Raw genomic sequence first — 15,278 nt, forward strand, 5'->3', positions numbered from 1 at the left:
ACGGATTAAGCGCGCATTATGCCGCGAACTTCGCAACACCAGACAATCCCTACACTCTAGAATAGCGCCCGGTTAATCATCGGTTAATCAACGCCACACATTGTGTGCCTCACTTGTATCGAACTAAGGCTGGACCATGCGTCATCTATTGACCTTTCTGCTGGTGTTGTTCGCGGGGCTGGCCCAGGCCGCGCCGGGCAACCCTTTCGAGACCAAACCCGACTTTCTCCCGGTGGGCAAAGCCTTTGCCTTTACCTCCGAACGTCTTGAAAGCGGCGAGACCCAGCTGTACTGGCAGATTGCCGACGGTTATTACCTGTACCAGCAGCGCATGAAATTCGACGGCCTGGCCGAGAAGCCTGTGTTGCCCCAGGGCGAAGCCCATAGCGATGAGTTCTTCGGCGAACAGCAAGTGTATCGCCAGGGCCTGGAAGTGAAGATCCCGGCCGGCGCTACCGGCAAGGTCAAACTGGGCTGGCAGGGCTGCGCCGATGCCGGCCTGTGCTATCCGCCGCAATCGATCACCGTGGACCTGGGCGGCAACCCGGCGGCCGCCGCCACCGCTGAGGCCCAGGATCAGAGCCTGGCCAGCGGCCTGCAACAGCGCAGCCTGGGTTGGAGCCTGTTGATCTTTTTCGGCCTGGGCCTGTTGTTGGCGTTTGCGCCCTGCTCGCTGCCGATGCTGCCGATCCTCGCCGGGCTGGTGGTGGGCAGCGGGGCCAGCCCGCGTCGCGGCTTTGCCCTGGCCAGCAGCTACGTGGTGTGCATGGCCCTGGTATACGCCGCGCTGGGCGTAATGGCCGCATTGCTCGGCGGCAACCTTGCCGCACTGCTGCAAACCCCGTGGATCCTCGGCAGTTTCGCCGCGTTGTTCGTACTCCTTGCCCTGCCGATGTTCGGCTTCTTTGAACTGCAACTGCCGGCCTTCCTGCGCGATCGCCTGGACCATGTCAGCCGCAAGCAAAGCGGCGGCAGCCTGGTCGGTGCCGGCATTCTCGGTGCGTTATCCGGCCTGCTGGTGGGCCCGTGCATGACCGCGCCCCTGGCCGGCGCCTTGCTGTATATCGCCCAGAGCGGCAATGCGCTGCACGGTGGCCTGATCCTGTTTGCCATGGGCATCGGCATCGGCATTCCGCTGTTGCTGCTGGTCACCGTGGGCAACCGGTTCCTGCCCAAGCCGGGCACCTGGATGAACGTGCTCAAGGGGGTCTTCGGTTTCCTGTTTCTCGGCACCGCCGTGCTGATGATCCGCCCGGTGGTCGACGCAAGCCTGTGGATCGGCCTGTGGGGCGCACTGGCGCTGGTCATGGCCTATTGTGGCTGGGCCCTGGCCCGTGAATACGGCCTGGCCGCCAAGGTGTGTGGCGCCGGTTCCCTGCTGCTGGGCCTGTGGGGCGCGGTGTTGGTGGTGGGCGCGGCGGGTGGCAGCGATGAGCTGTGGCAACCGCTGAAGGTCTACAGTGGCGCGCGGGTCGCTGCCACCGCCAGCGCGCACGATGCGTTTACAACGATCAACGACCCCGCCGCCTTGCAAAGCCAGCTCGACAGCGCCAAGGCTCAGGGCCAATGGGTGCTGGTGGATTACTACGCCGACTGGTGCGTGTCGTGCAAGATCATGGAAAAACAGGTGTTCGGTAGACCTGAAGTGATGGATGCCTTGAAAGACGTGCGCCTGCTGCGCCTGGACGTTACCGCTGACAACGCCGCCAGCCGCGAACTGCTTGGCCGTTATAAAGTCCCCGGGCCACCGAGCTTCGTGTGGATCGGCCCGGACGGCGAAGAACGCCGCGCCCAGCGCATCACTGGCGAAGTGGATGCCGCCGCCTTCCTGCAACGCTGGACGCAAACCCGAGACGCGCGCTGATGCTGACCCTCACCATCGGCACCTTCGCCATCGCCCTGAATCATATCCTGCTGATCAGCGCGCTGATTCTTGCCACCCTGGTGGGCTGGCGCGTGGCCAAGCGTGGCGGTGAAAACCCCGAATCGGTGCTGTTCAGCCTGTTCCTGCTCGGCATGCTGACCGCGCGCGTCAGCTTTGTACTGATGTACTGGAGCGATTACCGCAACGACTGGCTGCAGATGGTCGACCTGCGCGACGGCGGCTTTCTCGCCTGGCCAGGCGTTATCGCCTTGGTGCTGGGAGCGCTGGCCTACGGCTGGCGGCGCCCGGCCCTGCGCAAGCCACTGAGTGCCGGGGTAATCAGCGGCCTGGTGTTCTGGGGCATGGCCAGCCTGTCCCTGAACCTTTACGACAAGGGCTCGCAACTGCCGGACATCACCTTGCGCGATGCCAATGGCAATGTAGTGCAACTGGCCGATTACAAAGGCGGCCCGCTGGTGATCAACCTCTGGGCCACCTGGTGCCCGCCGTGCCGTCGGGAAATGCCGGTGCTGGAACGCGCGCAACACCAACGCCCGGACGTCACCTTCCTGTTCGTCAACCAGGCCGAGAGCATGCAAAGCGTCAGCACTTACCTGGCCACCCAGGGCCTGAACCTGGATAACGTGCTGTTCGACGCCAGCGGTCGCCTCGGCCAGGCCGTGGGTTCCATGGCCTTGCCCACCACGCTGTTCTATACCGCCGACGGGCGCCTGATCAACAGCCACTTGGGCGAACTGTCCCAAGCCAGCCTGGCCCGTGCCATGGAACCCTTCGACACCGCCCCACAAAGGAAACCCACATGCCTCGCCTCCGCCACCTGCTGACCCTGCTGCCTTTGACGCTCGCCGCCACGCTGGCCCAGGCCGAAGACTGGCCGGCCCCGATCAAACAGATCGAAGCCAAGGGCGCTAGAATCCTCGGCAAATTCGACGCCCCCAGCGGCCTCACCGGCTACGCCGCGCAGTACCAGAACCGCGGCATGGCGCTGTACCTGACCGCCGACGGCAAAAGCGTGATCGCCGGCAACCTGTACGACGCCCAGGGCAATGACCTGAGCAGCGCGCCGCTGGAGAAACTGGTGTACGCGCCGATGGCCAAGGAAGTCTGGGCCAAGATGGAAAAGAGCAACTGGATCCAGGACGGCGACGTCAACGCGCCACGTACCGTCTACCTGTTCAGCGACCCCAACTGCCCCTACTGCAACATGTTCTGGGAACAGGCTCGCCCATGGGTGAAGGCCGGCAAGGTCCAACTGCGCCACATCATGGTCGGCATCATCCGCGAAGACAGCCCAGGCAAATCCGCCGCGCTGCTTGCCGCCAAAGACCCGCAAAAAGCCTTGGAAGAACACGAGGGCGCCGGCAAGGGCAGCAAGTTGCAGGCGTTGACCAAGATCCCAGCGGATATCGAGGCCAAGCTCGATGCGAATATGAAGTTGATGGAAGAACTGGAATTGTCGGCGACGCCGGCGATTTTCTATCTGGATGACAAGGGTGGCTTGCAGCAACAGCAAGGAGCGCCGTCGCCGGAGAAGTTGGTGAAGATACTGGGGCCTAAGTGAGTCCCTCGCGAGGGACTCAATAAAAAGGCCTCCATACAGCGGAGGCCCTTGGTTTGCTAAAGATCACTCACTTGAGGCAAACCTCTACACCCTGAGCCAGTCACCCTGAACTCAACAACTCATGAGGTTCGCTAACCGTATATCAGCAAACACAGCTTACTCGCGGAAGCACATGCTGAAGTTATCGATATACGAGTTGTCTTCTACAAGTACCGTCATCCAGGCCACAGTGGTCCCAGGCGTCATTTTCAACTCGACCCAGAAACCGGCGTACCAATTATCGGGATAGGTATCTTGCCGGATCACATTGCCGGCGGGGCCATAAAAGGTGACTGTCGCTGGTAGTTCTTTCCAGACCCAGCCGAACCTGAGGGATTCCAGCTCACGACTGAAATCAAATCGATGCAGCTGTGGTGGAATTTGATGACCGGAACCATGGCACATGACAAAGTGGTTACCTGAGTAATAGTTGTTATTACCATAGGGCACTATACCCGCCAGACCCGCCCCCGATTGAAAGGTTATTTTCATCAAATCCGTCTGAATACTACCGCCTGCAGCAAACGTCCGCGGCGCCAGCCCCTCAAAGCGCTCTTCCCGGCAGATCAGTTGGCCCTTCACAATCAGGTTCAACACTGGAAAAGTGACGGAATCCCTTTCTGGATCGTTGCTATCTGGCGCTGTAATGCAGGTGACGGTCAGGGGTGAATCATGTTTCAACAGCAGAATATCTGATCGACTCATCGTTTGAGAGAGCCCCGTCTGGGCCTCCTCAAGGGTAAGCGGCCGGCCCTTCACCACATAGAAAGTATGCCCAGTTCCATTTTTTTTGATACCCGTGCATTTGAGCCAGACACATTGCCCGGCCAACGCAAACCACCAGGTTTCAACTGTGATTAAGGCATCTCCGGGGAAGGTAGTCAGATCGAGAATGCCGTATTGAGTAGCGGGTGGCGTAGCCTGTCTCACAACCGGCGTCGGCAGGCGCACCGGTACGCTGACGTGCAAATTCAAATCATCTGAAGTCTGCACCTTGCAAGCACTGGTGACGGTGTAGTTGATCTTCACCGTTTTGCCGATGCTTTCGATCACCGCCTCTCGAGGTACCAAAAAGGTAGTGCTTCCGCTGGCGCTGCCCGGCTGGGATTCCAGCGGCCAGCACGCTCCGTTTGGCTTCGTCCAGCAAAGACTGAGGGTGTGGTTGGGATGGTTACCGAGGTAACTCACCTCGACATGCACGCCATTTCGTCCATTCCACACGGTCAGCTCGTTGTCCACAGCTTCCTGCACGGTGGGCGCTTTGAGCACTCGCTGTTCCTGGATGATGGTGAAAGATCGAGCCGGGAATTCGCGGGCGGTCGATCGATCGCACTGTCCATCGAAGCTCGCCGCAAAATGCAGCTTGAAGTCGCTGCAATCCGCCAGTTTTTTCAGAGCATTCCGGGCGATGGGCGTATCCACGCCATCGATTAGCCAGTGCGGCTTCAGTGGCACGTCCTGCAACACATCCAACTGCAAGGCCACGCCTTCCTCATCCACGCCCGTCAGCCACATCCAGCAACATTGGCCCTCTTTGGCATAGTCAAAAAGAGGTACCACACCCGAGGCATCGTTGTTGAACGTGGTGAGATCAACGGTCCCCATCGTTGCTTCTTCGATATCCGGTGTGGTCAGTTGCGGAGCAAGCACTTTGATGTGGCGATCAGGGGAAGATTGGGGTTGATAACTGTTGAACTGGAGGCTGTAGTTGAGCGTCAGCGTCTTGTCGAACAGCGCTGCAACGATATCGGGGGCAACATCGTATGACAGGCTCGTCTCGTCTTTCTTCACGTCCTGGCAGCCGAGGGCCACCGGCGCGTAATTCGGACCCGACGCATAGGCACAGACATGGTCGCCCTCGAACATGCCGTCGTAGCTGACGATTGCATGCCCGCCGTTGACCGTATTGCTAGGGTTGACCTGCCATTGACCTGGGGGTAGCTCCACCGACTCCTTCAAGTGCGGTGGGTTCAGTTCCTGTCCGGGGTCGACCAGCAACAACGAGGTAGTGCGCAGGTGGAAATCCTCGGCGTTCACTGGGAGCGGATTCTCCAGAAGCGGATCGCCAGGCGCAGGGTATACCGGGGCGGTGGTGTCCCAAATCACGCCCAGGTGAGCGGTGATCGCCGAATAGTCGTCCAGCCTGGACAGCCAGCCTCGCGAAAGCGTAAAGCGGAAAACATGTTCTGGATGGGCTTCGTGCTCCTGAACCACGTGATCCTTGGCTACCCAGGCGAAGCGATAGGGCGCGACGTGCTGGTTTCCCGCAACAACGACAAACAACCGCTGCCCGGGTTGAATCATCGGCCAGGCCTTGATCGCGACAATTTCATCACCGGGGAACTCCTGCATGCGCAGGTACCAGGTACTCCACTCCTCCTTGGCATGGGTAAACACCGGCCTTGAGACGACGAGATGCTCCTCCCTGATCTGTTGGATTTCCAGCTCAAGCGTCAAGGACTCCAATGCCCGCCCCCCTGCATTGGCCGTGTATTTGATCAATACCGTGTGCCCGATGCAGTAGCTGATCCACTGTGCCGGAATGTCGACGACATTCACGCCATTTTCGACAGAAACTGGCTCGAATCTCGGCTCGTCCTGATCCTTGACCGCCATATAGAACATGACGTTGGTGGCGTTCGCCGGCAGCGTCAGCGTGGCCGTCGTGCCATCAATCGCATCAATGGGATACAGCACGCTGTTGTTCGCAGCGTGCTCGATAATCGCATAGGGCAGTTCCGTTTCAACGGCTGGCAGCGAATTAGCTGTCTGAACGGAACCGGTTTTTTTTGCAGGTATTTTGCTCGCCACGATAAGACTCCTTTCCAGTGTTAGATCATCGTCGGGCCCGGCCAGACTGGCCAGAAACTGCGGTTATCTAACCCTTGGATCAAGAACCTTGCCTACTGTCAGAACTAACAGTTTTGTGGGGAATTCTCGGTATTTTGACCAACGGCACCTTATAACCCCCTCCAGCTGTGCTAGCTACGTGGCCAGCAACGAGTGCGACACTCGGCAACTCCGATGCCAATATGAAATTTATGGAAGAACTGGAATTGCCGGCGACGCCGGCGATTTTCTATCTGGATGACAAGGGTGGCTTGCAGCAACAGCAAGGAGCGCCGTCGCCGGAGAAGTTGGTGAAGATTCTGGGGTTGAAAGTAAGGTAAGTAGGAACGTACGAAAAAAACGCCCACGTATCAACATGGGCGCTTTTACTACAGGAAGTGACTACAACCAGAATGTAAAGAAGTCCCAATACGTCCAGTCGCTGGAGCTGATGTCTATCCTCCCAATAATTGAACTCCCCGTTGCCGAGAAATCTACCCAACCATTCAACGAGGGTCCATTAAGGCTAACCGCGCCCAAGTAACCACCTTCCGGACTATAAAACGTGATCATTGTAGGATAGTTTTTGCCTGTGTAAGCAAATCTCACTCGTTTACAGTTGAAGGTTAAGGTCAAGCGCAGAAGTTGCGGTGATGATGTCTGCGCTACGCGATTAGCAGTAACCAGTGCCTGGCCTTCCAACATTCCGGGGACCGGAGATGAATATGGCGAGATACCCGCTTGTCCAGGGCCTGAAATAAAGGCAATGGTCATCGTTGGAAGACTAATACTCTGTCCGGCAGAGATCAGTTTGGTGGCCTGCCCTGTGAAGTTTTCGTAACGCATTTCAGGTGGTGTGACTACGGTCAACACGCGCGGTGGACACACCACATTCTCAGTCAAGCCGTCAGTCGACACGCTCCATGTGAAGGTCATGGACGAGTGATTCTGCGCCTTCATCAACTCGGATCGCAGTACAGTTGCCGCCACCTCGGACGTTGCCGCTTCTTCTGCAGCGGTAATCGTTCGAGCCGCATAAACAACAAAACTGTAGGGAGCGCCGCTCTTATCGATTCCGGTCGCCCGAAGCCAGCACTTGTGTCCTGCTCGCAAAAACCACATCCAATCTATGAAAGCGTCGGCATTCCCGGCGAATGTTCGCGTATCCACAATGCCATTTTGCGTTCTGGGAGGCGTAGCCTGCCGCAAGTTTGGCGTTTCCAGGCGCACAGGAAGGCTGATGCTCAAATTCAACGGCGGCGATGTCTGCACCTTACAGGCGGTGGTGACCGTGTAAGTGATCTCCACCACCTTACCCATACTCTCGATCACGGCTTCCGGCGGCAACAACCAGATCACCGCGTCCGTCGTGCTGCCAGGTTTGGAGGGCAATAACCAGCATGTATCGTCCGGTCGTTTCCAGCAGACACTGATGGAGTGCTTGGGATTGCTGCCGGCGTACTTCACTTCGACATGTACGCCGTCGCGCCCGTTGTAAGCGGTCAAGTTGGTAAGCACCGCTTCCGTCACTGTTGGCTCAACCAGCACCAGAGCTTCCTGTTCGATGCTGAAGGTCCGGACAGGAAACTCGACGGCCGTGCCCATGTCGCACAGCCCATTAAAATTCGCCGCAAAATGCAGTTCAAACTCACTGCAATCGGCCAATTTTTGCAGCTTGGTCCTGGCTATCGGTGTATCAACTCCGTCGCCTAACCAGGCGGTAGTCAGCGGCTCTCCTTCCAATATATAAAACTGATAAGCGTTGCCGGCCTCAAGTGTGCCGGTTACCCACATCCAGCAGCAGTCCTGCTCCATGGCGTAATGCCAGATGGGCACTATCGCCGTTGCGTCATCACCAAAAGTATTGAGGTCCACCCGGTTGCCGGTGGCCTGTTCAATCCCCGGTTTTGGCAAGTCCATGATGCCCAGCACCTTCACTCGGCGCTCTGGTGAGGACCAATGGCTGCCATCGCAGCGCGTGACGTTGTAGGTCAACGTAATGGCTTGCTCGAAATTGGCGCGTATCACTGAGGGCGGTACCGCAAACACCAGGCTGGTTTCACCTTCAACCGGTTGGCGACATTCCAGTTCGACTGTGCCTGGCCCTGGGGTGCCGGTAAGTACCGGGCAAACCATGTCGCCGCTGCACATGCCCTCATAAGCCACCGCGATATGCGCACCGTTCACCGTGTTTATCGGGTTGACCACCCAGCCGTCGAACTCAGTGTGTACAGCTTCCTTGAGCTCAGGGGGCGACAGCTCCAAGTGAGGCTCGGTGAGCAACGTCAACAAAAGTGAGCGGAACAATATAGAGGGAGTAGCCCGGCTGAAGCGCACGGACGCCACAAGATACAGTTCGCTGTCATGTTTAAGTTGCTGGAGCAACGCCCGAGGCAGTGCTCGACGCCACCCCAGGCGTACGTCTTCGTCGGTAACCGGTTCATCCTCGAATGGATAGAGTCTGGCCTTGGAGCCATCCGGATAGATGCCGCCTATATAGCAATTGATCGTTTGGATTGTGCCGGCAAATGCCCAGGGTGGAATGTAAAGAATCGGGTCTTTACAGCACAACAAAGAAAGATCCAGTTTGCCATTGATCGCTTCGAGAATTTGCGCCTGAGGCAAGTTCGAAGGCAGACTAATCCGTACCTGACCTTGTAAAGAGGTTTGACTCTCATCGTTTCTAGTGACGGTGTATGTAAACAACGCGTAATTGTCCAACCACAGAGCTATGTATTCAGGAGGAATATGAAAGTTGATACAACCTGCGTCGTCGCCATGCTGGGACTCTATCGGCGGATAAGGGCTGCCTGCCAACGGCCAGTCCAGAGCGATTAAGTCTTTTTTCTGCATACCGTTGTAGCGGACGCTGACGTTGCCTCCGTTCAGCAGTTTGAGTGAATCGACACTGCCATTTTCGTCAGCCTCAAGCAGCTTTGGCTTGGGCAGGTCAAGGGCATCCGGCAATGACTTGGACATGGTGAACGTTCCTTTTCAATAGACAGGGGATGCCGAAGCCAGGTGTTGGCCTGATCAGCATCGCCCTATCACACCGAAAAAAAACAGGTGTTTCTACTGTCAAAATTCACAGTTCTGCTGGACAGCCTAGGCGTTTCAGACCAACGGCCGTCTCACAACCCCTCCAACTCCGCCACGGTGCTGTACTCGAACATCGCCCGCAGCGGCACCAATGAACAGTGCTCCTGCGCAATCCAGGAGCACTGAGGGTCAATGTCTGACAACCACTCTAGTCTCCTAAAAATACAGTTCAAAATTATCCAAATAAGAGTGTTGTTGATTAACGACGCTTATTTTGGCGACATACTTGTCGACTGGAGCGTTAAAGTCCACCCAACTATTGAGCGGCATATCCGAGCGAGTTCCGAGCAGACTCCCTCCCGCGTCATAGAAGTAGCAAACACCGTGATACGCATTGCGCGTAAAGGAAAATCTGACACGCGAATAGCCACGTGTGAGAAACAAATCAATCGTCTGAGTTGGCATCGGCCCTTCGGTAGTGGCGGCACAGTTCAACGCAATTGCATTTCCGGAAGTCATTTCTGGAACGGCTGGATTGGCCGCATGAATACCGACAGTACCTGACTGGGCCCTGATGGTCATTGTAGGTGCAATCACGGAAGTGCCGGCGGGGTATTGGCCGTAAGGCAGACTGGAAAAATCTTCAGTAACCATCGTTATCACGCGCACAATCAACACCCGCGAAGGACACACTATCGCATTACGCTCAAGCCCGCTGCCGTCCGTAACTACGCTGAATGTGTAGGTCATGGAGGACTGATCCTTCGCCTTCATCAACTCGGATCGCAATACAGGCCCCGCGACCTCTGTTGCGGCTGCTTCTTCTGCAGTTGTAATCGTTCGACCCGCATAAACAACAAAACTGTAGGGAGCGCCGCTCTTATCGATTCCGGTCGCCCGAAGCCAGCACTTGTGTCCTGCTCGCAAAAACCACATCCAATCTATGAAAGCGTCGGCATTCCCGGCGAATGTTTGCGTATCCACAATGCCATTTTGCGTTCTGGGAGGCGTAGCCTGCCGCAAGTTTGGCGTTTCCAGGCGCACAGGAAGGCTGATGCTCAAATTCAACGGCGGCGATGTCTGCACCTTACAGGCGGTGGTGACCGTATAAGTGATTTCCACCACCTTACCCATACTCTCGATCACGGCTTCCGGCGGCAACAACCAGATCACCGCGTCCGTCGTGCTGCCTGGTTTGGAGGGCAATAACCAGCATGTATCGTCCGGTCGTTTCCAGCAGACACTGATGGAGTGCTTGGGGTTGCTGCCGGCGTACTTCACTTCGACATGTACGCCGTCGCGCCCATTGTAAGCGGTCAAGTTGGTAAGCACCGCTTCCGTCACTGTTGGCTCAACCAGCACCAGAGCTTCCTGCTCGATCTTGAACGTCTGGGCAGGGAATTCGAACGCGCTTGCCAAATCACACGCCTCACAAAAACTCATCGCAAAGTGCAGTTCGAACGTACTGCAATCAGCCAACTCTTGCAGCGCGGCCCTGGCGATAGGTGCTACCACACCATCCGCCTTCCAGGCATCCGTCATTGGTACCCGTTCCAGAATATCGAAGCGGTAAACACTGCCATTTTCATACTTGCCCACAAACCACATCCAGCAATAACTCGAACACAAGCTGTAGGCCGGTACCGGCACGATCGCAGTGGCGTCCTCTTTGAACGTCGTGAGGCAAAGGGTTGTTCCAGTAGCTTCCTCTATCTGCGCATAGGGAAATGTTGGGGTAAGGACGTTGATCACGCGTACAGGTGAAGACTGTTCATTGTCATTGAAGCCAAGGGTGTAACTAAGCGTCATAGGCTTGGTGAAAAAACACGCCACCACACAGGCCGGCAATTTGATAGTGGGCAGAACCCCGCTCTGCTCAACCGTTACCTGACCAAGCAGCTTCTTGGGATAACCGGGCCCGCTGACATAAAACGTCACCTCGTCGCCTTTATAAGTGTCAAGGCCGGGAACGGTGACCTCGCCTCCCTCTTGAGTGTTCTCGGGGTTAAGGCACCACTCATCGTTGTATTGCACAGACTGCCTCAGATGGGGAGGTGGCAGGTCTAACCCTGGCGCCACGATCAACGCAGCGGTGCGGCGGCGCTGAACCTCGAGCGCATTTCGCGGTAGGCGCGTTTCGAGATGCGGGTCAACATCAGCAGGGGGTTCGGCCGGCAGACCGCTGGTGATCCAGGCAGACTGGAGCGTAATGGATCTCCACGGTTTACGCCGTGCCAGCCAGCCCCGTGCAATTTCGGGTCGCAGTGCATTACCGCTGGCGACCTCCTGTTCAGTCAACACATGGTCGTAAAGCACAGTGTAGAACGCATGCGGAGGAGCATCTTGCTCAGTGACCGCAGTGCAGTAAACCTTATCGCCCGCCTTCGCAAGAGGATGGAGCGGCACGAGCACCGTCTCATTCCCTTCATGGTCGTTCATGTCATAGGTAGGCGTGTTATGCAGGACTTTTTCGTGAAGCAGTCGAGGCGCGAGCTCTTCACTTTCACTTGCCGGGTAGAACGATATGCCCACTTCCTTGACCAGAGAAGCGGCGAGCTGGCCTTGTGACCTGCCTGTATATGAAATACGGGCAGTGAACCCCATAAGGCTCGTCAAGTAGCGCAAGGGAATTTCAATCTTCCTGGCCCCTGTCTCACCGCTCGAATCCACCAGATTCTCAAGGACAAGTTCAGGCGCCTCCTTTGCGCTGACCGTGACGGTGATGACTGACCCGTCCATACGTGAATCCACGGTCAGATAGGAGTCTCTCATTGCGGAGGGAACCACGATCCCGCCGGCCTCGCCGGAAATCGACGGGGCGTTGACTTCCAAAGCATCAGGCTTAGCCGTTTTCGGTTTAGGGCTCCGTGGTTTTGGCGTGCTGTCAGCGCTCAGTGAGGTTTCAGGGGTTTCAGCGGGTGTTTGCTTGGCCATGATGAGAATTCCGTACTCAAGGTGTTTTTATCCCTGGCCAACCTGTCCGGCCAAGGTGCGCCCCTGTAGTAAGTCTTTTTTTCATGACTGCGCCTACTGTCAGAATTGACAGTTCTGACCAAAAGCACTGGGTTCGGGACGGCTACGTCAACGCGCCGCGCATCGTCTACCTGTCCAGCGACCCCAACTGCCCCACCCTGGAAGAACACGAAGGCGCCAGCAACGGCAGCAAGTTGAAGGGGCGCCGTCGCCGGATAAGTTGGTGAAGATTCTGGGGTTGAAAGTAAGGTAAGTAGGAACGTACGAAAAAAACGCCCACGTATCAACATGGGCGCTTTTACTACAGGAAGTGACTACGCCCAGAATGTAAAGAAGTCCCAGTACGTCCAGTTGCCACAGCTGATTTCTATCCTCCCAATAGTTGAACTCCCCGTTGCCGAGAAATCTACCCAACCATTCCAAGGGTTTCCATTAAGGCTAACCTCGCCCAAGTCATCACCTTCCCGACTATAGAAGGTGATCATTGAAGGAAAGTCGTTGTACGTGTAAGCAAATCTCACTCGTTTACAGTTGAAGGTTAAAGTCAAGCGCAGAAGTTGCGGAGGCCCCTGATGTATGCGGTCAGCAATAACCAGTGCCTGGCCTTCATGCATTCCGGGGATCGTAGATGGATATGACGAGATACCCGCTTGTCCAGGGCCTGAAATAAAGTCAATGGTCATCGTTGGAATACTAATGCTCTGTCCGGCAGAGATCAGTTTGGTGGCCTGCCCTGTGAAGTTTTCGTAACGCATTTCAGGTGGTTTGACTACGGTCAACACGCGCGGTGGACACACCACATTCTCAGTCAAGCCGTCAGTCGACACGCTCCATGTGAAGGTCATGGAGGAGTAATTCTGCGCCTTCACTAACTCGGATCGCAGTACAGGTGCCGCCACCTCGGACGTTGCCGCTTCTTCTGCAGCTGTAATCGTTCGAGCCGCATAAACAACAAAACTGTAGGGAGCGCCGCTCTTATCGATTCCGGTCGCCCGAAGCCAGCACTTGTGTCCTGCTCGCAAAAACCACATCCAATCTATGAAAGCGTCGGCATTCCCGGCGAATGTTCGCGTATCCACAATGCCATTTTGCGTTCTGGGAGGCGTAGCCTGCCGCAAGTTTGGCGTTTCCAGGCGCACAGGAAGGCTGATGCTCAAATTCAACGGCGGCGATGTCTGCACCTTACAGGCGGTGGTGACCGTGTAAGTGATCTCCACCACCTTACCCATACTCTCGATCACGGCTTCCGGCGGCAACAACCAGATCACCGCGTCCGTCGTGCTGCCTGGTTTGGAGGGCAATAACCAGCATGTATCGTCCGGTCGTTTCCAGCAGACACTGATGGAGTGCTTGGGGTTGCTGCCGGCGTACTTCACTTCGACATGTACGCCGTCGCGCCCATTGTAAGCGGTCAAGTTGGTAAGCACCGCTTCCGTCACTGTTGGCTCAACCAGTACCAGAGCTTCCTGTTCGATGCTGAAGGTCCGGACAGGAAACTCGACGGCCGTGCCCAGGTCGCACAGCCCATTAAAATTCGCCGCAAAATGCAGTTCAAACTCACTGCAATCGGCCAATTTTTGCAGCTTGGTCCTGGCTATCGGTGTATCAACTCCGTCGCCTAACCATGCGGTAGTCAGCGGCTCTCCTTCCAATATATAAAACTGATAAGCGTTGCCGGCCTCAAGTGTGCCGGTTACCCACATCCAGCAGCAGTCCTGCTCCATGGCGTAATGCCAGATGGGCACTATCGCCGTTGCGTCATCACCAAAAGTATTGAGGTCCACCCGGTTGCCGGTGGCCTGTTCAATCCCCGGTTTTGGCAAGTCCATGATGCCCAGCACCTTCACTCGGCGCTCTGGTGAGGACCAATGGCTGCCATCGCAGCGCGTGACGTTGTAGGTCAACGTAATGGCTTGCTCGAAATTGGCGCGTATCACTGAGGGCGGTACCGCAAACACCAGGCTGGTTTCACCTTCAACCGGTTGGCGACATTCCAGTTCGACTGTGCCTGGCCCTGGGGTGCCGGTAAGTACCGGGCAAACCATGTCGCCGCTGCACATGCCCTCATAAGCCACCGCGATATGCGCACCGTTCACCGTGTTTATCGGGTTGACCACCCAGCCGTCGAACTCAGTGTGTACAGCTTCCTTGAGCTCAGGGGGCGACAGCTCCAAGTGAGGCTCGGTGAGCAACGTCAACAAAAGTGAGCGGAACAATATAGAGGGAGTAGCCCGGCTGAAGCGCACGGACGCCACAAGATATAGTTCGCTGTCATGTTTAAGTTGCTGGAGCAACGCCCGAGGCAGTGCTCGACGCCACCCCAGGCGTACGTCTTCGTCGGTAACCGGTTCATCCTCGAATGGATAGAGTCTGGCCTTGGAGCCATCCGGATAGATGCCGCCTATATAGCAGTTGATCGTTTGGATTGTGCCGGCAAATGCCCAGGGTGGAATGTAAAGAATCGGGTCTTTACAGCACAACAAAGAAAGATCCAGTTTGCCATTGATCGCTTCGAGAATTTGCGCCTGAGGCAAGTTCGAAGGCAGACTGATCCGTACCTGACCTTGTAAAGAGGTCTGACTCTCATCGTTTCTAGTGACGGTGTATGTAAACAACGCGTAATTGTCCAACCACAAGGCTATGTATTCAGGAGGAATATGAAAGTAGATACAACCTGCGTCGTCGCCATGCTGGGGCTCTATCGGCGGATAAGGGCTGCCTGCCAACGGCCAGTCCAGAGCGATTAAGTCTTTTTTCTGCATACCGTTGTAGCAGACGCTGACGTTGCCTCCGTTCAGCAGTTTGAGTGAATCGACACTGCCATTTTCGTCAGCCTCAAGCAGCTTTGGCTTGGGCAGGTCAAGGGCATCCGGCAATGACTTGGACATGGTGAACGTTCCTTTTCAATAGACAGGGAATGCCGAAGCCAGGTGTTGGCCTGATCAGCATCGC

General features: G+C 56.4%; 8 protein-coding genes and 1 pseudogene. 5 read left to right on the forward strand and 4 right to left on the reverse strand.

Annotation, left to right across the window (positions count from 1 at the left end; genetic code table 11):
- Positions 1 to 136: 136 nt before the first annotated feature.
- The 3 genes from dsbD to dsbG are packed head-to-tail and all read left to right on the forward strand — an operon-like array spanning position 137 to position 3,446.
- Positions 137 to 1,864: a protein-disulfide reductase DsbD gene (gene dsbD / locus C4J89_RS18165; protein ID WP_124415221.1), complete on the forward strand. Its 1,728-nt coding sequence runs from the start codon at positions 137 to 139 to the stop codon at positions 1,862 to 1,864.
- Positions 1,864 to 2,709: a TlpA disulfide reductase family protein gene (locus C4J89_RS18170; RefSeq protein ID WP_124363743.1), complete on the forward strand. Its 846-nt coding sequence runs from the start codon at positions 1,864 to 1,866 to the stop codon at positions 2,707 to 2,709. Before dsbD ends, C4J89_RS18170 begins: the two co-directional genes overlap by 1 nt.
- Entirely contained in the window at positions 2,685 to 3,446 is a 762-nt protein-coding gene (gene dsbG, locus C4J89_RS18175) for a thiol:disulfide interchange protein DsbG (protein ID WP_124415222.1), read from the forward strand. Before C4J89_RS18170 ends, dsbG begins: the two co-directional genes overlap by 25 nt.
- A gap of 156 nt (positions 3,447 to 3,602) precedes the next feature.
- Here the strand turns inward: dsbG and C4J89_RS18180 are convergent, their stop codons facing one another.
- A complete protein-coding gene (locus C4J89_RS18180; RefSeq protein ID WP_124415223.1) occupies positions 3,603 to 6,296 on the reverse strand; it encodes a hypothetical protein in 2,694 nt (897 codons plus the stop codon).
- 212 nt (positions 6,297 to 6,508) lie between these two features.
- Between C4J89_RS18180 and C4J89_RS18185 the strand changes: the two are divergent.
- A pseudogene (locus tag C4J89_RS18185) lies at positions 6,509 to 6,655 on the forward strand (thiol:disulfide interchange protein DsbG); the annotation flags it as partial.
- A gap of 61 nt (positions 6,656 to 6,716) precedes the next feature.
- Here the strand turns inward: C4J89_RS18185 and C4J89_RS18190 are convergent.
- Together C4J89_RS18190 and C4J89_RS18195 are read right to left on the reverse strand one after the other, a co-directional pair.
- Positions 6,717 to 9,293: a hypothetical protein gene (locus C4J89_RS18190; RefSeq protein ID WP_124415224.1), complete on the reverse strand. Its 2,577-nt coding sequence runs from the start codon at positions 9,291 to 9,293 to the stop codon at positions 6,717 to 6,719.
- Between the two features lie 276 nt (positions 9,294 to 9,569).
- Positions 9,570 to 12,287 (reverse strand): hypothetical protein, encoded by a 2,718-nt coding sequence (locus tag C4J89_RS18195; protein WP_124415225.1) that lies wholly within the window; start codon positions 12,285 to 12,287, stop codon positions 9,570 to 9,572.
- A gap of 83 nt (positions 12,288 to 12,370) precedes the next feature.
- Between C4J89_RS18195 and C4J89_RS26970 the strand changes: the two genes are divergently transcribed.
- Positions 12,371 to 12,553 (forward strand): hypothetical protein, encoded by a 183-nt coding sequence (locus C4J89_RS26970; protein ID WP_164487582.1) that lies wholly within the window; start codon positions 12,371 to 12,373, stop codon positions 12,551 to 12,553.
- An 87-nt stretch (positions 12,554 to 12,640) separates the two neighbouring features.
- Here C4J89_RS26970 and C4J89_RS18200 read toward each other — a convergent pair whose 3' ends face one another.
- Complete coding sequence (locus tag C4J89_RS18200) at positions 12,641 to 15,214, reverse strand: hypothetical protein (RefSeq protein WP_124415226.1); 2,574 nt, start codon at positions 15,212 to 15,214, stop codon at positions 12,641 to 12,643.
- Positions 15,215 to 15,278: the final 64 nt, after the last annotated feature.

This window comes from Pseudomonas sp. R4-35-07 (assembly GCF_003852235.1).
Taxonomy (GTDB): domain Bacteria; phylum Pseudomonadota; class Gammaproteobacteria; order Pseudomonadales; family Pseudomonadaceae; genus Aquipseudomonas.